The 25,422-nt window shown below is 64.2% G+C and carries 20 protein-coding genes; 5 read left to right on the forward strand and 15 right to left on the reverse strand.

What is annotated here, in order from left to right; genetic code table 11:
* Positions 1-286: 286 nt before the first annotated feature.
* The 10 genes from ABNP31_RS11430 to ABNP31_RS11475 form a co-directional block, all read right to left on the reverse strand.
* On the reverse strand, positions 287-1,387 hold the full coding sequence (locus tag ABNP31_RS11430) for an LLM class flavin-dependent oxidoreductase (RefSeq protein WP_085691917.1): 1,101 nt from the start codon (positions 1,385-1,387) through the stop codon (positions 287-289).
* Between the two features lie 31 nt (positions 1,388-1,418).
* Positions 1,419-2,753 (reverse strand): LLM class flavin-dependent oxidoreductase, encoded by a 1,335-nt coding sequence (locus ABNP31_RS11435; protein ID WP_075045455.1) that lies wholly within the window; start codon positions 2,751-2,753, stop codon positions 1,419-1,421.
* A gap of 72 nt (positions 2,754-2,825) precedes the next feature.
* Positions 2,826-4,445: an ABC transporter ATP-binding protein gene (locus ABNP31_RS11440; protein ID WP_350013332.1), complete on the reverse strand. Its 1,620-nt coding sequence runs from the start codon at positions 4,443-4,445 to the stop codon at positions 2,826-2,828.
* Entirely contained in the window at positions 4,442-5,356 is a 915-nt protein-coding gene (locus tag ABNP31_RS11445; RefSeq protein WP_085663907.1) for an ABC transporter permease, read from the reverse strand. The genes ABNP31_RS11440 and ABNP31_RS11445 overlap by 4 nt, the downstream gene beginning before the upstream one ends.
* A gap of 1 nt (position 5,357) precedes the next feature.
* Positions 5,358-6,308 carry an ABC transporter permease gene (locus ABNP31_RS11450; protein WP_075045452.1) on the reverse strand — a complete coding sequence of 317 codons (951 nt, stop codon included), beginning with the start codon at positions 6,306-6,308 and terminating at the stop codon, positions 5,358-5,360.
* Positions 6,305-7,924 carry an ABC transporter substrate-binding protein gene (locus ABNP31_RS11455; protein WP_350013333.1) on the reverse strand — a complete coding sequence of 540 codons (1,620 nt, stop codon included), beginning with the start codon at positions 7,922-7,924 and terminating at the stop codon, positions 6,305-6,307. The genes ABNP31_RS11450 and ABNP31_RS11455 overlap by 4 nt, the downstream gene beginning before the upstream one ends.
* 155 nt (positions 7,925-8,079) lie before the next feature.
* Positions 8,080-8,874, reverse strand: coding sequence for a class II aldolase/adducin family protein (locus tag ABNP31_RS11460; protein WP_025339460.1), 795 nt, complete (start codon positions 8,872-8,874; stop codon positions 8,080-8,082).
* 17 nt (positions 8,875-8,891) lie between these two features.
* Positions 8,892-9,836 carry a D-isomer specific 2-hydroxyacid dehydrogenase family protein gene (locus ABNP31_RS11465; RefSeq protein WP_238066089.1) on the reverse strand — a complete coding sequence of 315 codons (945 nt, stop codon included), beginning with the start codon at positions 9,834-9,836 and terminating at the stop codon, positions 8,892-8,894.
* Positions 9,833-10,966 carry an acyl-CoA dehydrogenase family protein gene (locus ABNP31_RS11470; RefSeq protein WP_350013334.1) on the reverse strand — a complete coding sequence of 378 codons (1,134 nt, stop codon included), beginning with the start codon at positions 10,964-10,966 and terminating at the stop codon, positions 9,833-9,835. Before ABNP31_RS11470 ends, ABNP31_RS11465 begins: the two co-directional genes overlap by 4 nt.
* A gap of 167 nt (positions 10,967-11,133) precedes the next feature.
* The gene (locus ABNP31_RS11475; protein WP_075045447.1) at positions 11,134-12,024 is read right to left on the reverse strand and encodes a LysR family transcriptional regulator; all 891 of its coding nucleotides are present in this window, start codon (positions 12,022-12,024) and stop codon (positions 11,134-11,136) included.
* 198 nt (positions 12,025-12,222) lie between these two features.
* Here ABNP31_RS11475 and ABNP31_RS11480 point away from each other — a divergent pair, with 198 nt between their 5' ends.
* Together ABNP31_RS11480 and ABNP31_RS11485 are read left to right on the forward strand one after the other, a co-directional pair.
* Positions 12,223-13,188, forward strand: coding sequence for an ABC transporter substrate-binding protein (locus tag ABNP31_RS11480; protein WP_350013335.1), 966 nt, complete (start codon positions 12,223-12,225; stop codon positions 13,186-13,188).
* Between the two features lie 16 nt (positions 13,189-13,204).
* Positions 13,205-14,161, forward strand: coding sequence for an aliphatic sulfonate ABC transporter substrate-binding protein (locus tag ABNP31_RS11485; RefSeq protein WP_075045444.1), 957 nt, complete (start codon positions 13,205-13,207; stop codon positions 14,159-14,161).
* A 68-nt stretch (positions 14,162-14,229) separates the two neighbouring features.
* Here ABNP31_RS11485 and ABNP31_RS11490 read toward each other — a convergent pair whose 3' ends face one another.
* From ABNP31_RS11490 to ABNP31_RS11505, 4 genes are all read right to left on the reverse strand, one after another.
* On the reverse strand, positions 14,230-14,721 hold the full coding sequence (locus tag ABNP31_RS11490) for a GNAT family N-acetyltransferase (protein ID WP_085663905.1): 492 nt from the start codon (positions 14,719-14,721) through the stop codon (positions 14,230-14,232).
* Positions 14,722-15,020: 299 nt separating this feature from the next.
* Entirely contained in the window at positions 15,021-16,286 is a 1,266-nt protein-coding gene (locus tag ABNP31_RS11495; RefSeq protein WP_085663904.1) for an MFS transporter, read from the reverse strand.
* 33 nt (positions 16,287-16,319) lie between these two features.
* Positions 16,320-17,390 (reverse strand): sugar phosphate isomerase/epimerase family protein, encoded by a 1,071-nt coding sequence (locus tag ABNP31_RS11500; RefSeq protein ID WP_238066090.1) that lies wholly within the window; start codon positions 17,388-17,390, stop codon positions 16,320-16,322.
* A 112-nt stretch (positions 17,391-17,502) separates the two neighbouring features.
* A complete protein-coding gene (locus ABNP31_RS11505; RefSeq protein ID WP_085663902.1) occupies positions 17,503-19,008 on the reverse strand; it encodes a PLP-dependent aminotransferase family protein in 1,506 nt (501 codons plus the stop codon).
* 934 nt (positions 19,009-19,942) lie between these two features.
* Between ABNP31_RS11505 and ABNP31_RS11510 the strand changes: the two genes are divergently transcribed.
* Positions 19,943-20,179 carry a hypothetical protein gene (locus tag ABNP31_RS11510; protein WP_015270586.1) on the forward strand — a complete coding sequence of 79 codons (237 nt, stop codon included), beginning with the start codon at positions 19,943-19,945 and terminating at the stop codon, positions 20,177-20,179.
* Between the two features lie 539 nt (positions 20,180-20,718).
* Entirely contained in the window at positions 20,719-23,271 is a 2,553-nt protein-coding gene (locus tag ABNP31_RS11515; protein ID WP_350013336.1) for a bifunctional diguanylate cyclase/phosphodiesterase, read from the forward strand.
* A 22-nt stretch (positions 23,272-23,293) separates the two neighbouring features.
* Here ABNP31_RS11515 and ABNP31_RS11520 read toward each other — a convergent pair whose 3' ends face one another.
* A complete protein-coding gene (locus tag ABNP31_RS11520) occupies positions 23,294-24,208 on the reverse strand; it encodes a LysR family transcriptional regulator (RefSeq protein WP_054572910.1) in 915 nt (304 codons plus the stop codon).
* Positions 24,209-24,407: 199 nt separating this feature from the next.
* Between ABNP31_RS11520 and ABNP31_RS11525 the strand changes: the two genes are divergently transcribed.
* Positions 24,408-25,376, forward strand: a complete 969-nt coding sequence (locus ABNP31_RS11525; protein WP_015270114.1) for an ABC transporter substrate-binding protein — start codon at positions 24,408-24,410, stop codon at positions 25,374-25,376.
* Positions 25,377-25,422 lie beyond the last annotated feature (46 nt).

Below are 25,422 nucleotides of genomic sequence, written 5' to 3' on the forward strand. Positions count from 1 at the left end.
TTTTTGGTTCTATGTTAATTATGTTTATTACTGATAAAGCTAATCAGTATAAATGCGTAATGCTGATGTTTTGGCGGGGACCCTGTGGGAGCGGCTTTAGCCGCGAACACCGGCGCAGCCGGTGCCATGCACCGTGTTGGATTCTTCGCGGCTAAAGCCGCTCCCACAGGGTACGAGGATCGCTTGCGAGTTCAGTTATCTGTCCGACAGCGCGGCCCAAAGGGCTGGGCGATCTCCCACAAGGTCCCTGCCAAGGCAACGAAAGGGCCTGCACAGGCGGCAGGGCCTATGCAGAACGCGTACTGCGTCCTGCCTCACGCTGGGCCACCAGTGCGCGGATCCGCGGAATCAGCTCCTGCCCGTACTCCACGGCATCGCGCAACTGCTCGAAGCCACGGAACAGGAAGGTGCTCACACCCAGTTCGTAGTAGGCCAGCGCCGCTTCGGCCACCTGCTCGGGCGTGCCCACCAGTGAGGTGGAATTGCCGGCCCCGCCGCCCAAAGCTGCGATTTCGGTCCACAGCCGGGTATCGTGCACCTTGCGCTGGCCGGCCAGCTGTACCAGGCGCTCGGAGCCGACATTGCTCTTGCCGAAATTCTTCTCGCGGCGGTTGCCCTGGCGGATGCCGATGCGCTGCCTGGCATCGGCCAGGATGCGTTCGGCCCGCGCCCAGGCCTCTTCCTCGGTGGCCCCCAGGATCGGCCGCAGCGACAGGCTGAAGCGGATGTGATTCTCCCGCCCGTGGCGAGCCGCGGCCTTGCGCACCTGGGCAATGCGCTCGCGCACCTGCTCCAGTGGCTCCCCCCACATCATGTACACATCGGCGTGTTTCGCCGCGACCTCCACCGCCGCGTCCGAAGCGCCGGAGAAGTACACCGGCAGCTTGCCCACCGGCTTGACCAGGGTCAGGTTGTCTTCCACCCGGTAATGCTCGCCGTGGTGGTCGAACGGTGTGGTCTGCGTCCAGGTATTGCGTAGTACCTGCAGGTATTCGTCGGTGCGGGCGTAGCGGGCGTCCTTGTCGAGGAAGTCGCCGTCGCGCTGCAGGTCGCCGCTGTCGCCGCCGGTGATCACGTTGATCGAGGCGCGGCCGCGGCTGAGCTGGTCGAGGGTGGCGAACTGGCGAGCGGCGAAGGTTGGCGCCTGGAACCCGGGGCGGTGCGCCACCAGCAGGCCGATGCGCTCGGTCAGCGCGGCTACGTAGCTGGCCAGTATCATCGAGTCCGGCGCGCTGGTGTTGACTGCCAGCAGGGCCTTGTCGAAGCCGGCGTATTCCTGGGCCTGGGCGAAGGCCTTGATGAAATCAAGGTCGACCAGCGGGCCGCGCGGGGCCTGTGATTCGCTGCTTTCCTGGGGGCCGATGAGGCCGATGAATTCTAGGCTCATGCAATGGAACTCCTTTTCGTGTGGGGCGGATTCAGGCAGCTGCGATCTGCCCGCGACGCAGCGTGTTGCGGTTGGTCGGAACGCTCAGGCCAAAGCTGTCGCGCAGGGTGCTGCCGCTGTATTCGCTGCGCACCAGGCCGCGCGCTTGCAGCAGGGGCACCACCAGCTCGGTGAAATACTGCAGGCCATCGGGCAGCAGCGAGTTGATGATGAAGCCGTCGGCGGCGCCGTCTTCGAACCAGTCCTGCAAGGCGTTGGCGACCTGCTCGGGGGTGCCGGTGAAGTCGCGTCTTGGGCGCGAGAAGCGCAAGGCCAGTTGGCGCAGGCTCAGGCTTTCGTCGCGGGCCAGTTGCTTCAACTGGTCGGCGGTGCCCTTGTGGCTGTTGTCGCCGAGGGTGCCCAGGTCGGGGAACGGTGCATCCAGCTCGTGCTGGCTGAAGTCATAGTCGTTGAACGGGCGGCCGAGGGCGACCAGGGCGTCCTCGATGCTCACCAGGTCGACGGCCTGCTGGTAGCGGCGCTCCACCTCTGCTTCGTCGCGGCCGACGATGGGGCGGATGCCCGGCAGGATGAACAGCTGGTCCGGGTCGCGGCCATGGCTTGCAGCGCGTTGCTTCAAATCCTGGTAGTAGGCGCGGGCATCGCTGAACGACTCGGGGTTGACGAAGATCGCATCGGCGTTCTGCGCGGCGAAGTTGCGCCCGTCCTCCGACACGCCGGCCTGGAAGATCAGCGGCTGGCCCTGGGGCGAGCGCTGGATGTTCAGCGGGCCCTTGACCTTGAAGAACTCGCCCTTGTGGCCCAGGGTGTGCAACTTGGCCGGGTCGAAGAATTCGCCGCTCTGCTTGTCGCGGGTGAAGGCGTCGTCTTCCCATGAGTCCCACAGGCCCTTGACCACTTCGACGTGCTCACGGGCGATGCGGTAGCGCACGGCGTGGGGCGGGTGTTGGTCCTTGCCGAAGTTGTCGGCGGTGCCCGACAGCCATGAGGTGACCACGTTCCAGCCGGCGCGGCCGCCGCTGATCAAATCCAGCGAGGCGAGCTGGCGGGCGACCTGGAACGGTTCGGTATAGCTGACCGTGACCGTGGCCACCAGGCCGATATGGGTGGTGACCGCCGCCAGTGCCGAGAGAATGGTCAGCGGCTCGAAGCGGTTGAGGTAGTGGGGGCTGGAACGGGCATGGATGTGCAGGCTGTCGGCGATGAAGGCGAAATCGAACTTGGCCGCCTCGGCCAATTGCGCCTGCTGCTTGTAGAAACCGAAGTTGACGCTGGCGTCGGCCAGCGCCTCGGGGTGGCGCCATTCGCCCCAGCCGTGGCCGACACCGTGGATCATTGCGCCAAGATGGATCTGTCTTTTGCTCATGTTCAATACCTCTTGCCAGATAAGCCTCAATGTCTGATCCGCGCGGCACGCCCGTGCCGCACGGCAAAACGGTCAAACCGCCACGGGCAGCACGCTGCGCGAATGCCCGGGTATCGCCTCGATCAGCGCCCGCGTATAGGCGCTGGCCGGCTGGCCGAACACCTGCACCGCCGGCCCTTGCTCGACCACCTGGCCGCGCTGCAGCACCAGCACCTGGTCGGCCATGCTCGCCACCACCGCCAGGTCGTGGGAGACCAGCACGTAGGCCATTCCCAGCTCGCGCTGCAGCTCATCCAGCAGGGCGAGGATCTGCGCCTGCACCGACACGTCCAGCGCACTGACCGGTTCGTCGAGCAGCAGCACCTCGGGCTCCAGGGCCAATGCCCGGGCGATCGCCACCCGTTGGCGCTGGCCGCCCGACAGCTCCCGGGGCAGGCGATCGAGGAAGTGCACCGGCAGCTGTACCCGCGTGATCAGTTCACGGGCCCTGCGCTCCAGGGCCTCGCCCTTGAGCAGGCCGAACGACACCAGCGGTTCGACGATGCTGTCGAACACGGTGAAGCGCGGGTCGAGCGCGGCGAACGGGTTCTGCTGCACCAGCTGGATGCGCCGGCGCAGGGGGCGGAACTGCCGCCAGCTGCAGGCACTGACGTCCACGCCAGCGAACTCCACCCGCCCGTGGCTGGGCTTTTCCAGCCCGAGGGCGATCCGTAGTGCGGTGCTCTTGCCTGAGCCCGACTCGCCGACGATGGCCAGGGTCTGCCCGGCATGCACCTCAAGGTTCAGGTCATGCAGGGCGGTGAAGTGGGCATCCTGCCCGGGCAACGCGAAGTGCTTGCCGACGTTGCTCAGGCGCAGCAGCGCTGCCTGGCCCCTCGGCGCGCCAGGCCTGCGCCGTGGCACGAAGGCCGGCGCGGCGTTGAGCAGGTCGCGGGTGTAGGGCTGCCGTGCGCCCCAGAGAATCTGCCTGGGCGAGGCCTGCTCGACGAGCTCACCCTGTTTCATGACCAGCAGGCGGTCGGCGCGGTCGCAGGCCATGCCCAGGTCATGGGTGATGATCAGCAGCGAGATGCCGCGCTCGGCCACCAGCTGTTGCAGGTGGTCGAGGATGCGCCGCTGTACCGTCACGTCCAGCGCGCTGGTGGGCTCGTCGGCGATGATCAGCCGCGGCTCGCCGGCCAGGGCGATGGCGATCAGCACCCGCTGGCGCATGCCGCCGGAAAGTTCATGGGGGTATTGGCGGGCGCGCAGCGCCGGGTCGTCCAGGCCGACCTGGGCCAGCAGCTCCAGCACATCGGCATCCACCGTCGGGTAGCGTCGGCCGCGAGCCAGCAGCAAGGCCTCGGCAATCTGCCGGCCGATGCGCAGGGTCGGGTTGAGGCTGACCATCGGGTCCTGCGGTACCAGGCCGATGGTGCGCCCGCGCACCTGGCGCCGGGTACGCTCGCTGGCCCGTGCCACATCCACGCCGTCGACCCACAGCTGGCCCTGCTCGATGCGGGCATTGCCCGGCAGCAGGCCGAGCAGGGCATTGGCCAGGGTCGACTTGCCCGAGCCGGACTCGCCGACGATGGCCAGCGTCTCGCCCTGGGCCAGGCTGAACGACAGCTGGCGCAAGGCCTGGATGGGTTGCCCGGCGAAGGTGTAGCTGACACTCAGGTCGCGGACCTCGATCAGGGGGCGCAGGCTCATCGGGCATGCTCCTCGGCGCTGCGCGCCAGGTGGTTGAGGCTGAACACCACGGCTACCACGAACAGCCCTGGCAGCAGGGAGACCCAAGGGGCGGTGATCAGGAAGTGGCGGCCGTTGGCGATCAGCGTGCCCCATTCCGCCGCCGGCGGCGCCGCGCCGAAGCCGAGGAAACTCAGCCCGGCGGTGGCCAGGATGGCGGCGCCGAAGTCCAGGGTGGCGAGCACCGCCACCGGGCCCCAGGCGTTGGGCAGCACATGGCGCAGCAGTGTGCGCGCCCAGCTGGCACCGCCCAGGCGGGCGGCCTCGACATAGGGTAGGGTCTTGATGCGCAGCACTTCGGCGCGGGTGGTGCGGGCAAAGCCCGGGATGATGCCGACGCCCACGGCGACTGCCACAGGCACCGTGCCGAAGCCGATCGCGGTGACGATGGCCAATGCCAGCAGCAGGCCGGGCAGTGCCAGCAACACGTCGATCAGGCGCATCAGCGCCGCGTCGACGCGCCCACCGGCAAAGCCGGCCAGCACGCCCAGGCCGAGGCCACCGAGCAGGGCGATGGCCACCGCCAGCAATGCGGCCAGCACCGACAGGCGCGCGCCATAGACCACCCGGGTATACAGGTCGCGGCCCAGCTCGTCGGTGCCGAACCAGTGCACCACGCCGGGGGCACTGAGCTTGTCGGCGGGCGAGGTGGCGTAGGGGTCGAAGCTGGTCAACAGCTGTGGGGCCAGTGCCGCGAACAGGGCGAACAGCACGATCAATAGCGCCAGGCTGAAGCCGGGCCGGCGCAGTAGCGGGATCAGGGCCTGACGGGCGCGCTGCAGGTACGTGCGCCGCTTCCAGGCGCTGGCAGGATGTGCCACCTCGCCCGTGGGCTGGGTGTCGATCGGGGTCAGGGAAAGGTCGATGGTCATCTCAGCTCACCTTGGCCGTGTGGGTGATGCGTGGGTCGAGGTACGGGTAGAGCAGGTCGACGATCAGGTTCACCACCACGAAGGCGGTGGCCGATACCGCGACGATCGCCAGCACCACCGGGATGTCCTGGCGCAGCACGGCCTCCTGGGCCAGGCGGCCGACGCCGTTGCGCGAGAAGATGGTTTCCACCAGCACCGCGCCGGAGACCGTATTGCCGACCTGCAGGCCGATCAGGGTCAGCAGCGGCAAGGCTGCGTTGCGCAAGCCGTGGCGCGCCTGCACCTGGGCCCGGCTCAGGCCCTTGGCGAAGGCGGTGGTGATGTAGGGTTCCTGCCATACGCCCTGAAAGCCGCGCTGCAGCACCTGGGCGTACACCGCGGCGCTGGGGATCGCCAAGGTGATCGCCGGCAGCACCAGGCTGGCCAGGCCCTGGCTGCCGGTGGCCGGGAACCAGCCGAGGGCGAAGGCGAATACCTGGATCAGCAGCAGGCCCATCCAGAACACCGGCACCGAGAAACCCAGCGACGGCAGGCGTGCCAGGGCGGTCTTCAGTGGCCGCCATTGCAGGTAGGCGGTCAGGTAGGCCAGGCCGACCCCGGCCAGCAGCGACAGGGCGATGGCCGCGCCGGCGAGGGCCAGGGTCTGCGGCAGGCGCTCGGCCAGCAGCGCGGTGACCGGCCGGCCCAGTGACAACGACTGCCCGAGGTCACCGTGCAGGGCGCGCCACAGCAGGTCGAAGTACTGCTCGAGCAGCCCCTTGTCCAGACCGTAGTAGGCACGGGCCTTGGCCAGGTCCTCGGGTGACAGGCCATCGGCCTCCATGCCCGAGGCGCTGAGCATGATCGCCAGGGTGTCGCCCGGTAGCAGGTAGAGGATGAAGTAGGTGATGGTGTAGGCGCCCCACAGCACCAACAGGGCCTGGCCGATGCGGCCGATCAGGTAGCGTTTCATGGCTGGCCGACCTGGATGTCACTGAGCAGCGCGAAGCCTTCTGCAGTCCAGCGGAAGTCCTTGACCCGCGGCGCGGTGGCGGCTTGCCAGACGCGCTCGTACAGCGGGAACGCCGACGCCTCGTCGACCAGCAGGTCCTGCAGCTGGCCATAGGCCTGGGCCCGTTGCGGTGTGGCGGTGGCGGTGATGCCGCTGTCGAACAGCGCCTGGGCCCTGGCCAGGGTGTGCGGTTCGTAGGTGTTGGTGGCCAACGTGGTGCTGCTTGCTGCCCGCGGGTCGAGGATGGTCTGCAGGATGATCGGGTCGGCGCGGGTCATGTAGGTGGAGGTCAGGTCGTAGTTGCCGGACGCGTTCCCGGCCACCCATTCGGCGCGGGTCAGCACATTGAGCTTCAGGTCGATGCCGACCTTGCGCAACTGGTCCTGCACCAGCACGTCACCGGCGCTTTCGGCCGGGGTCAGGTTGTAGCGCAGGGTCAGGCGCTGGCCGTTCTTGTGCCGGTAGCCGTCCTCGCCCTTGTGCCAGCCGGCGGCCTCGAGCAGTTGCTCGGCGCCCGTAGGGTCATAGGCGAGCTTGTCGGCCTGGGGCTTGAAGTACGGCGTGGTGACGTCGTAAACGCTGCTCACCACCGGGAACGCGGCGTTGTACACGGTATGCGCGTAGCTGGTGCGGTCGATGGCCTTCTGCAGTGCCAGGCGCACCTGGCGGTCGGCCAGCAGGCGGTCGTTGCGCGTGTTGGGGTAGAGGTTGAGCGCCGGGCCCGGCAGTGAGCGGCTCTGGATGGTCGCGCCCTTGGACTGGAACAGCTTCAGGTCGACTTCCGAGAACGGGTTGCGCGGCCACAGGATGTCGGCTTTGCCCTGCAGGAACAGGCCGTTGCGCACGCTTTCCTCGGGGATGTAGCTGATGTCCACGGCATCGAGGTGCGCCGGGCCCTGGTTGTGCATGTTGGCTGATGGCCAGGCGTAGTCGGCGCGCTTGACCAGCCGGGCGCCCACCTCCGGGGTGTAGTGCTCGAGGATGAACGGGCCGGTGCCGATGATGTTGCCCAGTGAGCGCGCCTGGGCAGTCAGCTTGTAGGAGGCCGGCGCAAGGATGGCCAGGTTGGTGGTCGAGGTGGCCTGCAGGAAACCGGCGTTAGGTTTGGCCAGGACCAGGCGCACGGTGAAGTCGTCCAGTACCTCGGCGTGGTCGTAGCCGGCCAGGTAGGTAGCACCGAAGGTGGCCGGCAGCTGCGTGGCGAAGGCCTTGTTGCTGTCGAAGGCGGTTTTCACGGCGTGGGCGTCGAAGCGTTCGCCGTTGCTGAAGGTGACGTCCTGGCGCAGCTGGAAGGTGTAGCTCAGGGTATCGGCACTGACCTCCCAGCTTTTTGCCAGCCAGGGGATGATGCGGCCGGTTTGCGGGTCCTGGTCGGTCAGGGACTCGGCGACATTGCGCAGCAGCACGCGGTGCTCCAGCCAGTAGACCTGGAAGGGGTCGACGCTGACCAGGGTGGTGTTGTCGCCCCAGAAGGCGATGCTCAGGGTGTTGCTGGCCGAGGTGTTGTCGGCTGGGGAGCAGGCGGTCAGGGCCAGGGCCAGGGAGCCGATGGCGAACAGGCGGTGCAGTGGGGGCATGGGATGGTCCTTCATTGAATTGGGGTTATCTGTGCCGGCCTCTTCGCGGGTAAACCCGCTCCCACAGGTACGGCGCTCCACTCAAGGGAGGTGAAATCCCTGTGGGAGCGGGTTTACCCGCGAAGAGGCCGGTACAGGCGACAGCTGCCTTCCAGTCAGTCCTGGTAATCGCGGCCCTCGCGGTCCAGCTGCCGGATCAACGCATCCCAATGCCGCTGGATGCCTTCCCCCTTGCCATCGGAAAACCGCTTCGACTGTTCATGCACCTTGGCAATCGCCGCCTGCGATGCATGCAGCAGCTGGTCATTGCCCCCGGCCTGGGCCGCCACCTGGATGTTGCAGGCCCGCTCCAGCCCATGCAGCTCACGGAACGCGTGCTCGACGCTGATCCCCCCGGTGAGCAACCCGTGGTTGCGCAGGATGAGGATGTTGCTGTCGCCCAGGTTGGCCACCAGCCGCTGCTGTTCGTCCAGGTCCAGGGCCACGCCTTCGTAGTCGTGGTAGACCACCCGGCTGTAGTAGGCCAAGGCGTGCTGGGAGATCGGCAGCAGGCCGTCGCGCTGGGCCGATACCGCTGCGCCATCGCGGGTGTGGGTGTGCAGCACGGCCTTCAGGTCGGGGCGGGCGCGGTGGATTGCGCTGTGGATCACGTAGCCGGCCTGGTTGATGCCCAGCCCCAGCGGGTCGTCGATGATGGTGCCGTCGACGTCGACCTTGACCAGGTTGGAGGCGGTGATTTCGTCGAACAGCAGGCCGAAGGCGTTGATCAGGAAGTGTTCGTCCGGCCCCGGTACGCGGGCCGAAAAGTGCGTGTAGATGTGGTCGGTCCAGCGGAACAGGGCGGCCAGGCGGTAGGCGGCAGCCAGCTTGACCCGTACCTCCCACTCTTCGGCGCTGACCCGGTCGCGCACCTTGTCGGTGCTGGTAGTGACGGCAGACAGTGAACTCATGGTGTGCTCTCCGGTAATCAGTAGCCGCGCGCGGTGTCGACCAGGTTGGCCAGGGGCGCCTGCTCGCGGTAGCGGTGGAAGTTGGCGATGAAGGCTTCAAGCAGGGCCGGGTAGCCGTCCTCGGAAATGGCCGAGGTGTGCGGCGACAGAAACACCCGTGGGTGGTGATACAGCGGGTGGCCGGCGGGCAGCGGCTCGGGGTCGGTGACATCCAGGCTGGCGCGGCCGATCAGGCCTATGTCCAGGGCCTCGAGCAGGGCCTGCTGGTCAAGCAGGCCACCGCGGGCGATGTTGATCAGGTGCAGGCCAGGGCGGGCATGGGCCAGCACCTGACGGTCGACCAGGCCACGGGTGGCGGCGGTGAGTGGGGCGGCCAGCACCAGGTGGTCGCTGCCGGCGAACAACTGCTGCAGGTCGGCGGCGCGCTCCACCCCGGGCACCTCGGCGATGGCCTGGCCGGGGCGGCTCAAGGCCAGCACCTGCATGCCAAGGGCCACCGCCTTGCGCGCCAGGCTCTGGCCGATACTGCCAAAACCGAGAATGCCCAGGGTGCGGCCGCGCAATGGCGCCAGCGGGGTCAGGCGCCAGTCGGCATCCTTGACCCACAGCCCCGGCAGTTGCTTGGCGGCGGCGAACACCAGGGCCAGGGCGAATTCGGCCACCTGCTCGGCATTGGCGCCCTTGCCGCTGGTGACCGGTGTGCCCTGGAACACCCAGTCGGGGTAGAAGTCGATGCCCGAGGACACCAGCTGCACCCACTTCAGGCCCCAGGGCCAGCCTGGCGGCGGGGTGTCGATGCGCTGCCCGCGCACGTTGATCGGGCGCAGGATGAATACATCGGCAGGGGCTTGCAGGGCCAGCTGGCCGGGGGCGATATCGATGACTTCATGGTCCGGCAGGTGTTCGCGCAGGTGCTGGTTGGCCTGGGCGTCGAGCTGGCTGGCGATGATCGAATGGCTCATGCCTGCACCTCCGCCAGCGCCGCGCGGCCGGCCTGGCCGAACACCACATCGTCCTGCGGGGTGTGGATGCGGCTGCAGAGCACGTCGCGGTAGTGCCGTTCCAGCGGATTGCGCCGCGACAGCCCGGGGTTGCCGGCGGCCTCGATGGCCAGCTCCACGGCCTGGATGGCATTGGCGCTGACCAGGTGCTTGAGCTGCCCGGCATGCTGCGCGGCGACCTGCCCGGCGGTGGCTGCGTCAAGCAGGCCCTGGTTGGCGAACAGCAGGGTGTCGATGCGCCCCAGCACATCCTGGAAGCGCGGCAGGCTGGCCAGCGGCGCGCCCAGGTTGGAGGGGGCACGCTGCTTGAGAAAACCCGCCAGCCAGTCGCGGGCGGCACGGGCCACGCCGTCGTACACCGCCGGCAGCAGTACGGCCATCCACAGCAGGCTCTCGCCGTCGAGCTCGGCCTTCGGTGCGCTTGCCAGGCTGACGCTGACGGCATGGTCGAGGGGGATCAGCACGTCATCGAAGCGCACTTCATGGCTGCAGGTGGCGCGCATGCCCAGGTGGTCCCAGTCATCGATGATGGTGATGCCGGGCGTGTCGCGATGCACCAGGAAGCCGCCGACCAGCGGGTCGGCGTCGTCGCTGCGGCCCCAGACCAGGTACCAGGTCAAGCCGTGGCTGCCGGTGGAGTAGATCTTGCGCCCGCTCAGGCGCCAGCCCTCGGCTGTGCGCCGCGCCACGGTGGCGGGCAGGCCGCCGCGGGCCGGGGTGCCGAGTTCGGGTTCAACGCGCAGGGCATTGATCAGTGCGCCCTGATGCACGGCATCGCGGGCCACGCGCTGGCGCAGGTGTTCGGGCCAGCGGGCCTCGTCCTGCAGGCGAAAGTGCTGCAGGTACTGCATCACCAGGATCAACGCGGTAGCCGGGTCGCCCTTGCCGACCGCGCCGATCACCCGACGGGCGCTGGCCAGGTCCGCGCCAGTGCCACCGAGTGCGCGGGGTACGGTGAAGGCGAGCAGGCCGTGGCGGTGCAGCAGGTCGAAATTGTCCTGGGGGAACTGCGCGCTGCGGTCGTAGCGTTCGGCGTTGGCCGCGAGGGCCTGCGTCAGCTCGGCGAGGGCGCTGTCGGAGGGGTGACTCATGGGGTTTCATCCCTGAATGACGGTGTGTTGCTAAGACCGTATTCGTATGGATGAACGCTGTAAAAGTCTTTTTGGTTCTATGCTAATTATTTGTTTTAAGAATTTATTGTTTTTACTGTTATGCATGAATTGCATTTATTGGCGGGGCGCCAGGCGCCCCTGCGTGGTCAACCCAGGAGCCTGTGCCCTGCCACCTCACCGAAAAGCTCGACCGGTTCTTGCAGGTTGCCCAGGTAACGTGGATGGAACAGCCACAGGTCTACCTGCGGCTTGAAATCACTGACATTGATCACATCCAGCGCATCGCGGTGGCGGCTGGCCTGCAACAGTGGTTCGGGCACCAGCCCCAGGCCCTGGCCATTGGCGACCAGGCCCAGTTGCAACTCGGTGCCGAAGGTTTCCAGGTTGATTGACAGGCTCAGCCCCTGTTCACTCAGCGCCCGCTGCAGACCGGCGCGGAAACCACAGCCGTCGGGGTTGAGCACCCAGCCACGGGTGTAGCAGTCCTTGAGCTTGTAGCTGCGCTTGGTGACGCTGCCCTTGGCGGCTACCACCTTCAGCGGCATGCGCGCGATCGAACGGCTGGCGATGCCTTCGGGGAAGATCTTGCCCGGTGGGAACAGCGCGGCGGCGGCGTCCAGTTCAGCGTTTTCCATGCGCGCGATGAGGCTGCTGCCCCAACCGCTGCTGACCTGGGTGCGCAATTGCGGGTAGGCCTCGCGAATCTGCGCCAGGGCATCGAGCAGCACCACGTCACCCAGGGTTTGCGGCACACCCAGGCGCAGGGTGCCCGAAGGCGCGCCATCGTTGGCCACCAGTTCGCGCAGCGAGTCGATCTCGCGCAGGATCGCCTTGCACTGCTCGTACACCCGCAGGCCCATGGGGGTGGGCTTGAGCGGCTTGGTGTTGCGGTCGAGCAGGGTGGCGCCAAGGTCTTCCTCGAAGTTCTGCACCCGGCGGGTGATCGCCGGTTGCGTCAGTTGCAGGGCCTCGGCGGCGAGGTTGGTGGATTGGCAGCGGATGACCGCGACGAAGGCGTCCATATCATCGATTTTCATAATTGGCGCTCACAGGGTCGGAGGGAAAATAAGGCATTAGCATAATCTGCCTGGCGGGTAATGCCATCGGTTCTGTTTTGATAGATGAAAACGCATATTAGGATATTCCTAAAATCAATTTAATTTATTTGACGGATCTCGCTAGAGTCGCCTGGCACGGGCCGCATGATGCTGCCCGCCCAGACACCGAGGAACGCCATGTCCATCCGATCGAAGCTGCTGACCCTGGCCGCGGCCCTGCTGCTGGCCAGCCAGGCCGGCGCCGCCGAGCGCCTGACCCTGCGCATCGGCGACCAGAAGGGCAACATGCGCGCCCAGCTGGAAGCCGCAGGCGCATTGCGCGACCTGCCGTACGACATCCACTGGGCCGAGTTCCCCGCTGCCGCGCCGCTGGCCGAGGCGCTCAATGCCGGGGCGATCGATGCCGGCATCATCGGTGATGCGCCGCTGCTGTTCGTGCTGGCTTCGGGGGCACCGGTCAAGGCCATTGCCGTGGACAAGTCCGACCCCTATGGCACGGCGCTGCTGGTGCGTCCTGACGCGCAGCTGCACAGCGCGGCAGAGCTCAAGGGCAAGCGCATCGCCACCGGTCGCGGGTCGATCGGCCATCATCTGGCCCTCAAGGCGCTGGACCAGGTCGGCTTGAGTGAGAAGGATGTGGAGTTCCGCTTCCTTGGGCCGGTGGATGCCAAGATCGCCCTGGCCAACGGCTCGGTGGACGCCTGGTCGACCTGGGAACCCTACACCGCGCTGGCCGAGCTGAGCGGGCAGGGCCGGGTGCTGGTCAACGGCCGCGGCCTTTCCAGCGGCAACAGCTTCCTCGCCGCCACCGACAAGGCACTGGATCAACCCGAGCGGCGCGCGGCGTTGCAGGACTACCTCAACCGCCTGGCCGGGGCGCAGGTCTGGGCCAACCAGCACCTGGACAGCTACTCGAAAACCCTGGCCGCGATCATCGCCTTCCCCGAGGACGCCGCTCGCTTGCAGTTCGAGCGCCGCCAGCTGCGCTGGCAGGTGATCGACCCGCAGACCGTGGCGCAACAGCAGGACACCGCCGATTTCTACAACGCCCACGGCCTGATGAGCGAACGCCTCGATGTGGCACCGACCTTCGCCACCGGCTTCACCCTGCCCGATGCCGCCACGCTGGCCGCGCAACCCTGACTCCGGAGACCTCTACATGTCCTTCAAACCCCTGCGCCAGCTTGGCCTGGCGCTGCTGGCCAGCGCCTTGCTGCCGAGCCTCGCCAGCGCCGAACAGACCCTGCGCATCGGCTACCAGAAATCCTCGACCCTGCTGACCCTGCTCAAGGCCCGCGGCAGCCTCGAACAACGCCTGCAGGCCGAGGGCATTCGCGTCAGCTGGCACGAGTTCCCCAGCGGCTTGCCATTGCTGGAGGCGCTGAACCTGGGCAATGTCGACCTGTCGGCGGATGTTGCCGACACCGTACCGGTATTCACCCAGGCTGCTGGCGCCAGGCTCACCTACTTCGCCCGGGAGACGCCATCGCCAACGGCCCAGGCCATCCTGGTACCCGCGGACTCGCCACTCAGGACCCTGGCCGACCTCAAGGGCAAGCGCGTGGCGGTGACCAAGGCCGCTGGCAGCCACTATTTGCTGATCCAGGCCCTGGCCAAGGCTGGGCTGACCTTCAAGGACATCACCCCGGCCTACCTGATCCCTGCCGACGGCCGCGCCGCCTTCGAGAACCACAAGGTCGATGCCTGGGTAACCTGGGACCCTTACGTGGCCAGCGCCCAGCGCCAGCAGAACGCCCGCATCCTGGCCGATGGCAGCGAACTGGCCAGCTACCAGCGCTACTACCTGGCCAGCAGCGACTATGCCCAGGCCCACCCCGAAGTGCTGCAGCAGGTGTACCAGGCCCTGCGTGAGGCAGGTGTCTGGACCAAGGCCAACCCGGCGGCCGCAGCACGCATCCTCGGGCCGTTGTGGGGCAACCTGGACAGTGCCACGGTGCAGCAGGCCAATGCCCGGCGCAGCTACGACGTGCAGCCGGTGAAGCCGGAGAACCTGGCCGAGCAGCAGCGCATCGCCGATGCGTTCTACCGCGAAGGGTTGTTGCCCAAGGCGGTGGATGCCAAGGCGGTGAGCTTGTATCAGCCGGTTGCAGACTAGCGTGGGTTGTCTGTTTGGTTTGTTCTGTCTTGTTTTCAATCTCCGCTTTCGGACGAAAGCGGTAACTATCAACTAATGGATTTGGCCATTTCCGACGTTCCAGTCCAACCGGTCTGCTCATAGACCGGTTTACCCGTCTCGGTTGCGTGCAGGACAGCGAAGGTGATGCCTCGGCGAGCGAACTCGGCGTCAGCAGCTTGCATCAAGGCTGAAGCCAGGCCACGGCGGCGGTAGGCCGGCTGGACGAAAACATTCAGCACGTACCCACGCTTGTCCAGGGTCGGGTGCGATGGATGGGGAGGCCAATCAATGCTCATCAAGCCAATGGCTGCGACAGGTTGGTCGCCATCCAGGAGCTTGAAACCGTAGTACCGACCGTCACCGAGCCGCTCTTCAAGCCATGGGCGAAAGTGCTGAGTCATGACTTGCAGCTTTTCAGGGTCGCCACCTGCCTCAAGAAACATCTCCTGGCGATGTGAGCAGATCATTTCTGCGTCAGCGGGCTCGACACGCCGGCACTCCAAGCCTGAAAACTTTCCACATCCTTGTAGGTCGATCATCGTTTATCCCGTGTCAGTGGCCGATTCATGGAAAGGCAGCCTATGGCACCTTCAGGCCTGTTTGCAATGGCTAACGATCGACCTTGGCAAGCCACTCAGCTTTTGTCATCTCTCATGGAACTGTACATAACTCATTGAATCAGCAGGGCCCATGTAGGAGCGGCCTTGCGTCGCGATGGGGCGCGCAGCGGCCCCGGCAACTTCAACTGTTGCGCATCAATCCTGGGGCCGCGATGCGGCCCTTTCGCGACACAAGGCCGCTCCTACAGGTACAGCGACAACCTCGAGAGCAACGATGATCAGGCTTGTACCGCATTGACCCCGCCAGTGGGCATGGATTTTTTGCGCACCGCTTGATAGAGAAGGCTGGACACCATGAAGCCCACGATGGCCAGTATGCTCATCAAGGTGAACACATAGTTGTAGCCCTGTTGACCAGGGAAGTGGTCGAGGAGCGCGCCATAGATGACGTAGGCAAACATGCCGGGGGCATAGCCGATCAGGCAACCGATGCCGAAGGCCGAGCCGGTGATGTGCTGGGGAATGCCGACTTCGCCCATGGGTGCCCAGAACACGCCGCGCATCGAGAACACAATCAGGGCGAAGGAAAGGGTGGCCGCCATCCCCGCATAGATGAAGCCCGGGCTTTTGGGAATCAGCATGATCACGCCCATCAGCGGCAGTAAGGCCAGGAATGCCCACTTCAGGTAACGGCTGGTGCTCTTGAACTGCTTGTCGGCAATGAAACCACCGGCAGGCCCGCCGAGGATTTTCAGGAAGTACTGGTTGATGATGCCGTAGGCACCTACCAACGCCACGGGCAACCCGTACATTTCCTTGAGGTAGGGAATGAAATAGGTCAGGCCGCAGTAGACGATGTAGACCATGAACACGTTGAGACTGACCAACCAGATACCGGGTACCTTGATCGCCTCCATCAGGTTCGCCAGACCGTTTTTCGGCTTGGCGGCCGATTGCGTGTTACCGCCCTTGAGCAGGAGCCAGGTCAGGGTGCCGGCCAGAATGTCGATGACCGAGTAGAACAGGATCGCCGACTTCAGGCCGGTTTCCCCCGAGCCCATGGCGACGAACACGCCCAGTGCGGAAAAGGCCACCAGCGTATCAACCACGCCACGCCCGCCTTCCAGCAGGCCGAACAACCGGCCTTGCTCCTGATCGTCACCCAGATTACGGATGGCTTTGAGCAGCGATGGCCAGAACAGGCAGTCGGCACAGACGGCCAACAGGCTGAACACGATCAGCAAGCTGCTGAAGGGCGGAAAGGTTGCCAGGTACAACCCAAGAGCTCCGGTCCCGATCAGACCGAGGGGGATCAGTTTGCGCGTGTCATAGCGATCGGCGAGCAGGCCGCCAACCACAAACAGTGCAGTCGCGATGATCGCGTTGGCACTCAACAGCACGCCGATTTCAGTGTGGCTCAGGCCCATGAATTCCTGCATGGGGACATAGAAGGCGTCCTTGAGGTTCGCCAACTTGTAAATGGTGCCGCCACCGAGGATGAGAATCAGGAGTCTGAGCCATTTGGCCTTGTTTTGAGTTGTCATTATTGTTCTCCGGGCGTAATCGGGTCGTCAGGTTCAGGCGTTGGAAGGGGTGGCCAGGGTCAGTTCAGCCAAGGTGCGCAGTTCGCCCAGCAAGCGTCGGACATAGGCCACCTGATTGTTCGCCCAGCGGTGTTCGTCGGCCAGCATGCGCTCGAGCGAGTAGCCTTTCGGGAGCGGCGTTTCGCTCATCTCCCGGTAAGCAATGAATGGATCGGCCGCTTCAAGGCTCTGCCGGAAGGCCGGGGCCACGTAGTGATTTTCCTGCTCGAGAATGAACGCGATCACCTGTGGGGTTGCTTCGCCCAGCATCAACAGTTCGAACAGCATGCGGGCGCTGGGCAGATCGTCTTCGTCGCTGCCTTGCAATACGCCGTAATGGCCGAAGCCGTTCTGTTCGGGGACGATGCGTACGCCCTTCAGGTGAGCCTGGCGGATGTGCGGCGCCAGGTTGTGCAGGGCCTGCAGGGGCTGTTCGCAGGCATTGATCATGTTGCCGAAGTCGAACAGGGCATGCAGGCGAGGGTGGTTGAGACGGTTGAGCAACTGCGCGATTTCGCTGCTCTTGAGTTCTTCATGCTGCTCGAAGTCAAAGTACAGATCGTTGGCGTCGGCCTGTTGCGCGAGGTAGTGCAGGTCGGTCTCGATCACGTCCATCACCCGCGACAGCGTGCCCTCGTAACGTGAGTAGACACGGATGTTGCGCACCCCCAGGGCCTTGGCGATGGCGATCACCTGGTCGACATCCTTTTTCAGCGTGCTGCTGATTTCCAGGTGCACATCCAGCCCCAGCGCCTTGGCCTTGCTGGCAAACGCCTGGAGCTGCTCTGGCGACATCTGGCTCAGGCTGTTTTCCTCGCCGTCGAGCAAGTGCAGGCTCAGGCCTTGCAGCTCGTGGCGATAGGCGAAGTCCAGCAGGTCGGCGGGGGTGACACGACCGTGGGTGAGGTTGGTCAGTAGCGGATAGGCGTGGGCAAACAGGCGCAATTGCCCGAGACGCTCAAGCAACCGCTGGGCCAGTGCTTCGGTCAGCACTGGAGCAGCTACCTGTTCGACCACCTTGTGGCTCAGCAAGGCGTTGAATCGTTCCTGGATCTTGTTGTTCATTAGAGTCGTTCCTGGTTCAGACTCCGGGTCTACCGGCGCAGCCTTTATCGCGCCAGTCAGGAACTCTCGATAGATCCATTATCAACTAATTGATAAGGCCACTTGCCTCGCATCAAGTGGCTGGCGGAAGGTAACCCAGCGCGCGCAAGGCCTGGGCCAGCTCCTCGACACGCTCTCGGGCCTGCTTTTCGGGCGTGCCGGCAAAGCCGATCAACAGGGCAGGCGGCAGGTCATGCTTGATGCGGTAGTCGCTTAAGGCGTAGGTGTGAATGTTGTGTCGGGCCAGTTGCCGGGCGATGTCAGTGTCACTGAGTTCGGGGGGCAGCCAGGCGATCAGGTGCATGCCGGCATCCGTCGGAGTAATCCTGAAAAAGCTGCCGATCTGCTTTTCAAGTTGTTCGATCAATGCCTGCTGGCGCGCCTTGTACAGTGCACGCATGCGGCGGATGTGCCCCAGGAAGTGGCCTTCGCTCATGAAGTCCGCCGTTGTGGCCTGAAGCAGCGTGGGCGGGCTGCGATCCATGACCGCGCGCAGGGTGCAGAAGGGCTCGACCAGAGCCTGCGGCAGAATCACGTAACCCAGTCGCAGTGACGGAAAGAGCACTTTGCTGAACGTGCCGACGTAGATCACCCGGGCCATCTGGTCCAAGGCATACAGTGCCGGGAGAAGTCGACCACTGTAGCGAAACTCGCTGTCGCAATCGTCCTCGATGATCCAGCTCTGATGCTGCGCAGCCCAGTCGATGAGTGCCTGGCGCCGCACATAACTCAGGGTGACACCCAAAGGATGCTGACGCGAAGGCGTACAAAATACCAGGCGCGCATCAGGGCACTCGGCAAGGCCTTGCTGGACATCGATCCCCTGCTCATCAATACGCAACGGAATGATCTTGGCCCCCTGGGCTTGCAACGCAATTCGCGCGGCGATGTGCCCAGGGTCTTCCATCCAGACACTGTCCTGCGGATTGAGCAGCAGCATGCCCAGCAGGTTGAACGCTTGCTGCGCGCCGGAAACGATCACCACTTGCTCGGCATTGCAGTCGATACCCCGCGCATCGAAGACGTATTCGGCAATCGCTGTGCGAAACGCCTGCAAGCCTTGCAACTCGCCATAACCCAGAATCGCCTTGGTCGGCTTGAGCAAATGACGGTTCATCAGGCGCCGCCAGATGGCTTGCGGAAATTCTTCATAGGTGCTGTGACTGGGCAGGAAGGAGGTCGGCGTCGCGGGGTCCCAGTCTGCATAGGACACCCCGCGAAAATGATCGCTGCGCAGCGACAGCATCGACTGGCTCAGTTCGGACAGGCGCGGTGGCTGGCGCGGTTGCTCGTCCTCGATACGCCGGCTTTCCCACTCAGTACCGACATACGTACCTGCACCCGTGCGCGAGGCCAGGAAACCTTCGGCGATCAACTGATCGAAAGCATTGAGGATGGTGATTCGCGACAGCCCCAACTCGATGCTCAAGGTCCGGGTCGACGGCAGGCGCACGCCCCCCTGAATTCTGCCGTTGAGTATCTGTTTGCGAATCTGCAGATACAGCTGGCGGTACAGGGGTATGGCACTGGCACGGTCCAGTTCGATAGCCGACAGCAGCAAACCTGTGGGGGATTTCATGACATGCTCGTCTGGTGAAATGGGACTTGGCCTGGAAACCGTCAGGCGACGGGGCTTTCAGGGTAGCGAGCGATACCCGATAAGTCATCCGTCCGGCTTTGATGTCCGGCGCAGGTTGGTGGCTGGATACTGCAGAAAAGACCGATTAAAGCGTCCGCTTTGGGTCGTTGACGCTCAGTCGGGAATGGCTGCTAACGACCCTTGGCTGTCATTTTGCCCAACAGCAATCATTGTGGGAGCGGGTTTACCCGCGAACACCGGCACCGCCGGTGCCATCCACCGCGGCGCCTGCTTCGCGGGTAAACCCGCTCCCACAGAGTACGCGTCGCGCTTACGAAACCAGTTATCTTTTAGCGTCCGCTTTGGGTCGTTAGCCGCCATTCGCGGTCGATCGCTTTTGGCCCAAAGTGGACGCTAAAGGATAACTGGTTTCGTAAGCGCGACGCCGTCCCTGTGGGAGCGGGTTTACCCGCGAAGAGGCCGGTGCAGGCGACACAACATGGTGATCACTGCTGATTGGCCAGCAGGTGATGAGTGAGAGGCGCCAACGGAAGTGTTACTGCACATTCCCTTCGCTTGAAACGCTTCCCTGACACCGGTAGTCTTTGCCCGCTGCTGTAAGTCCAGCGGCCGGGTTTGGTCACCCGCAATCATCAAGGCGCACAAGCGCCCGCTCTGCGATACAGTTGGCGCTTTTTTGTGCCCGCTGTTTCGTTTTATGGCGGCTGTGCGTGGGGCGCCTCCGTGCGCGCCGGTTTCCTTGATTCCCGGTTGACCAACCCGCGTACAGTCGCCACCCATTCGTTTGGTCACGTTGTGTGGCGGCTCCAGTGAATCAAGGAGCGACACAATGACAAAAGGCTTACCCGATCCTCCCGTACGCGCCACCACGGCGTCCTCCAGTTTCTCCACGTGCGAATGCAGCCATCCGCCATTGTTTGCCGTGCGTTCTGGGGTGGACTACGAAGATGCGCTGGTGCATCTGTCCACGCTGCTCAAAGGCGCGTTTGCGACCAATCTCAAGGCACTGGAGCTGGCCAAGGGAACCTGTCGTGATCTGTTGTTGAGCAATGACCATGGGCTGGATTCGGCCAAGGCGGTGGTGGAGGCGTTGCTGGATGGGGTGGAGAGGCAGCAGTTGGTTGGGCGGAAGACGGTGCCGGGTGTCTGACGAGCGTTTGGGCTTTGTTGGACTCAAGCGGCAGCCGTGATTGACCTCGAGGGCCTCTTCGCGGGTGAACCCGCTCCCACAGGTACAGCGCCAACTCGAAGCCCGGGCAGTACCTGTAGGAGCGGGCGCGCCCGAGAAGCAAGCGGCGCGGTGGATGGCACCGGCTTTGCCGGTGTTCGCGGGCATGCCCGCTCCCACAGGTACCGCGTGATCTCAAGTGCGACGCCGGCCCTGTGGGAGCGGGTTTACCCGCGAAGCAGGCGCCGCGGTGGATGGCACCGGCTGTGCCGGTGTTCGCGGGTAAACCCGCTCCCACAATGATCGCCGTTGGGCAAAACGACAGCTATGGGTCGTTATCCGCGGAACGCACCAGATCCAACCTGGCGGTCGTTCACCGCTGGCAGGCCCCCGCGCTGTACTGACCATAGCCCCGGATCAGGCTTTAGGTCGCCTTTCGCCAACCACCGATCGTCAGCTCCATCGACCTCCAAGCCTGTCGCCCGGTCAACCGGGAGACCCTAGGCCGCGATGGTGAACCAATGGACGTCTTTGCTGACAATGAAATGTCGACCCGCAGTGATGTGGTCGGGCAACTGATCGTGGCGTTTTCCCTGATTCTGCTGTTGGCCTTGTTGCTGGGGCTGTTCTCCCTCTACCGCCTCGCCGGGGCGCTGGACGCCCGAGAAGTGGAGCAGAGCCGCTTCTATGCTGAATCCGCCATGGCCCAGCTGCAGAAGAACGACAAGACGTTCCTGCTGACCCATGCCAACTGGCAGGCCGCCTATGATCACTTGGGCGGGCAGGTCGATGCACATTGGGCATACGACGAGGACAATGTCGGCGCCACGCTCTATACCTCCGATGGGTACGAAGGCGTATATGTGCTCGATGACGACGGTACGCGGTACGCAATACTGGACGGTAGGCTCAGCCAGCAGGGCCTGGAGCAGCATACCGTCAGTGCCGGCAAGATCCTGCAGGAGGCTCGGCAAGCAGCGCAGCACGATCAGGCGTCTTCAGGCTATCTGGTGTTTCGTGGCCAGCCGGCGGTGTACGTCGCTGCACTGATCCGCCCGCAGACCCAGCCGGCCCGCCCGCCGGGACCCACTGCGGTGTTGGTGTTCATTCGGGTTCTATCGCCACAGGTGCTCTTGCCGCTGGGCCAGGCGGCGGGGCTGTCCGGCCTGGCCGTGGGCGATTCGGCCGATCAGCGCCAAGGGCGCGGTGCCTTGCCACTCGAAGGCAGCGGCCACACCTTGACATGGGATATACCGCAGCCCGGCACCGAACTGATCCACACGGTAATCGCGCCCTTGGCTATCGCCGTTCTGTTCATCGCGCTGAGCATGGCATTGTTTGCACGCTATGCGATCCGCGCCAGCACCAGGATCGATCGCAGCCACCGTGCTCTGGTGACTTCCAGGGTTGCCCTGCAATCAAGTGAAGAGCGCTTCAAGGCAGTGGCCGAAGCTGCCTCGGACTGGATCTGGGAAACGGATGTGCTCCTTCGCCTGACCTACCTTTCGGACCGGTTCACCGAACTCACCGGGCACCCCGTCGAAGCGTGGCGACAGCGCCCGATTACCGAGTTGCTGTCGTGTGATACCAGCAACCTCCGGACCTCGCTGCACAGCCTGGCCGCGACAGGCTCCTCTGGCACGCTGCGCTGCCAGTACCAGGACCATCTAGGCCAGCAGCGTATCTGCAGGATCGCTTCGCGCGCGATCGTGGCCGAGGGCGTGTGTACCGGCTTTCGTGGCACGTGCAGCGACATCACCGACGAAGTCGCCGCCCATGCCCAGATTCAGCACCTCTCCTTGCACGACGCCCTGACCGGCCTGCCGAATCGCAACAAGCTGTTCCGTTTCCTCGAACAATCAGCCCCTGGCGCTGAGCTACCCAAGGTGGCGCTGTTGATGCTCGATCTGGACAACTTCAAGCCAATCAACGACAGCCTTGGGCATCCGGCCGGCGACGCGGTGCTGCTCGAGGTAGCGAGCCGCCTCGGTCAAGTTACCCGCGACAGTGATCTGGTCGCCCGTCTGGGAGGCGATGAGTTCATCGTCGTACTGACCCGGCCAGGCGATCACCAGGACATGGACCGATTCTGCATGCGCGTGATCGAGGCGATCAAACGCCCCATTCAGGTCGAAGGGCATGTCGTGCAAGTGGGGGTAAGCCTGGGTGTAGTGCTGTCGGCCGAGTACCCTGGTACGCCGAGCGACCTGATCCGGCACGCCGACGTGGCCCTTTACAGCGCCAAGCAGGCGGGCAAGAACACCTGGCGATTCTTTTCGGCACAGATGAATGCAGCATTGATGGAGAAGCGTGTGCTGGAAAGCGAGCTGCGCGAGGGCATACCGCGTGGCGAGCTGGTGCTGCATTTTCAGCCGCGCTTCAAGGTCGATGGGGTCTCGATCGCATCGGCCGAGGCCCTGGTGCGCTGGCAACACCCGCGCCTGGGCTTGCTCCGCCCGGATCGTTTCATCCCGCTTGCCGAAGAGTCCGACCTGATCGTGCTGCTTGGCAACTGGGTGCTGCAGGAAGCCTGTACCAAGGCGCGGGGCTGGCCGCAGGCGGTGATGGTCTCGGTCAACATGTCGCCGGCCCAGTTCAGCCGCAGCGATGTGGTCCGCGACGTCGGTAACGCGTTGCGCGCCACCGGGCTGCCAGCCCACCGCCTGGAGCTGGAAATTACCGAGAACGTCATGCTCAACGATGTCGAAGGCGCACTGCACACCATGCTTGCACTGAAGGAGCTGGGCGTGCGCCTGAACATGGACGACTTCGGGACCGGTTACTCCTCGTTGGGTTACCTGCGTACCTACCCGTTCGACAGCATCAAGATCGACAAGCGCTTCGTGCAGCACCTGGGCAAGAGTGGCAGCGACCGTAGCGTGGTCCAGGCCATCATTAACCTCGGCAATGCAATGGGCATGACGGTGACTGCCGAAGGTGTCGAGACCGCCGAGCAACTGGCCTTGCTCAGCGATGACCAATGCCATGAAGTACAAGGCTTTCTGCTCAGCAAACCGCTGGAAAACGAGGTACTGATGGGGATGATGAAAGACCAGATATCGTTAGCGCAATGACGCCTCGCAGAGGAGGGCCGTTTCATTCGGATGCAAACGACGGCCGCTCCGCGAACCATGCCACCGCCAGGTCCTTGAACGCCTCAGCCGAAGGCGTCAGCGGATAGCGCTGATCATGCGCCAGCACGATGCTGTGCGTTGGCAATTTCTCCTCGGTCGGCCGACAAACCAGCGCTTGGCCATCATAGCTGCGGTCACCAAATGGCCGGGTGTAGATCAGCGCCACGCCAAACCCGTTGGCGACCAGACTACGCTGCATCTCGAAGGTGCGCACGCGGTGCACAGCGGCGGGCGAAAGATCGTAGAAGCTGAACAGGTCCAGCACATGCTGCCAGCTGTGGACCTGATCGGTGACTACCAGTGTGTATTCGGATAGCGCTTTGAGGCTGACGCGCGATTCCTTGGCCAACGGGTGATCGGCAGCCAGCAGTACCTGAGCGGTCAGCTGGCACAGCTGGGTGCATTGAGTGTTCGGCGGCAGACCCAGATCGTAGGTGATCGCCAGCTCTATCGCGCCCTCACTCAGCCGCTTGCCCACATAATCGAAGCTGCCTTCGCGCATATCGACCGTGACCCTCGGGCAGGACTCCTGCATCCGGCGCACGATCTGTGGCAGGCAATAGGGCGCCAGGTCTTCAAAACACCCGACCACCAACTCTCCGACACACTCTCCCGCATTGGCATTGATCTCGGCAAAGGTCCGAGCCTCGCTCAGAACGCGCCGGGCCTGGACCATGACGGTACGCCCGAACGGGGTCAGCGATATGCCGAGGCCACGTTGGCGCACGAAAATCGATTGGCCCAGCACCTCTTCCAATTCGCTGATGGCCGCCGAAATGGAGGGCTGTGAAACATGAAGCTCCATAGCGGCAGTCGTCAGGTTCCCGTGCTTGGCCGCTGCGAGCGCATAGCGCAGTTGTCGCAGTGTGAACTTCATAGGTTTTTCCGTTGTGATACATCAGGACATATTATTTTATCCTTTTTTGAGGTTGTGAAATATTTCCTCTGTGCAGTGGCCACCGATCAAAGGTGCCACGCCGATGCCGATTGCAAGGCTGATCAGCCAGTTTGGCGACCCTCTTTGGGCCGGATGCCCTCGACTACTGCAATCCATGTTCTTGTTTGGGAGCGTCACAATGAAAATTACAAAGGCTCTGCTGACCACGACACTATCTTTCGGGCTGCTGGCGGCCGCTGGTGCCAGCCAGGCGGCCGGCTGGTGCGAGTCTGGCAAACCGGTGAAATTCGCCGGATTGAACTGGGAAAGCGGGATGCTGCTCACGGACGTGATGCAGTTCGTGCTGAAAAATGGTTATGGCTGTGAAACCGACAGCCTGCCGGGTAACTCCATCTCCATGGAAAACGCCCTGAGCAGCAACGATATTCAGGTGTTTGCCGAAGAGTGGGTAGGGCGCAGCGAGGTCTGGAACAAGGCTGCCGCTGCCGGCAAGGTCGTTGGCGTCGGCGCGCCGGTCGTTGGCGCAGTCGAAGGCTGGTATGTGCCGCGTTACGTGATCGAAGGCGACCCCAAGCGCAAACTCGAAGCCAAGGCACCGAACCTCAAGACCATCGCCGATCTTGGGCAATACGCCCAGGTATTCAAGGACCCGGAAGAACCGGACAAGGGGCGCTTCTACAATTGCCCGGCCGGCTGGACCTGCGAGCTGGACAACAGCGAGATGCTCAAGCACTACGGCCTGGAAAGCAGCTACACCAACTTCCGCCCGGGCACCGGCCCGGCACTGGATGCCGCCGTGCTGTCGAGCTACAAGCGTGGCGAGCCGATCCTGTTCTACTACTGGTCGCCGACGCCGCTGATGGGCCTGGTCGACCTGGTCAAGCTGGACGAGAAGCCAGGCGTGGATAAATCCCTGACCATCAAAGTGGGCCTGTCGAAGGCCTTCCACGAGCAGGCGCCGGAACTGGTGGCGGTGCTGGAAAAGGTCAATCTGCCGATCGACCTGCTGAACCAGAACCTGGCGCGCATGAGCAAAGATCGCATCGAGTCGCCGGAGCTGGCCAAGTTGTTCCTCAAGGAGCACCCCGAGGTCTGGCACAGCTGGGTCAGCGAAGACGCAGCCAAAAAGGTGGACGCGGCACTCTGAGCGTGTGGGCTCGTCCGGCTCCTGCCGGACAAGGCACGCGACAGTC

It is taken from the genome of Pseudomonas asiatica (assembly GCF_040214835.1).
GTDB lineage: Bacteria > Pseudomonadota > Gammaproteobacteria > Pseudomonadales > Pseudomonadaceae > Aquipseudomonas > Aquipseudomonas putida_Z.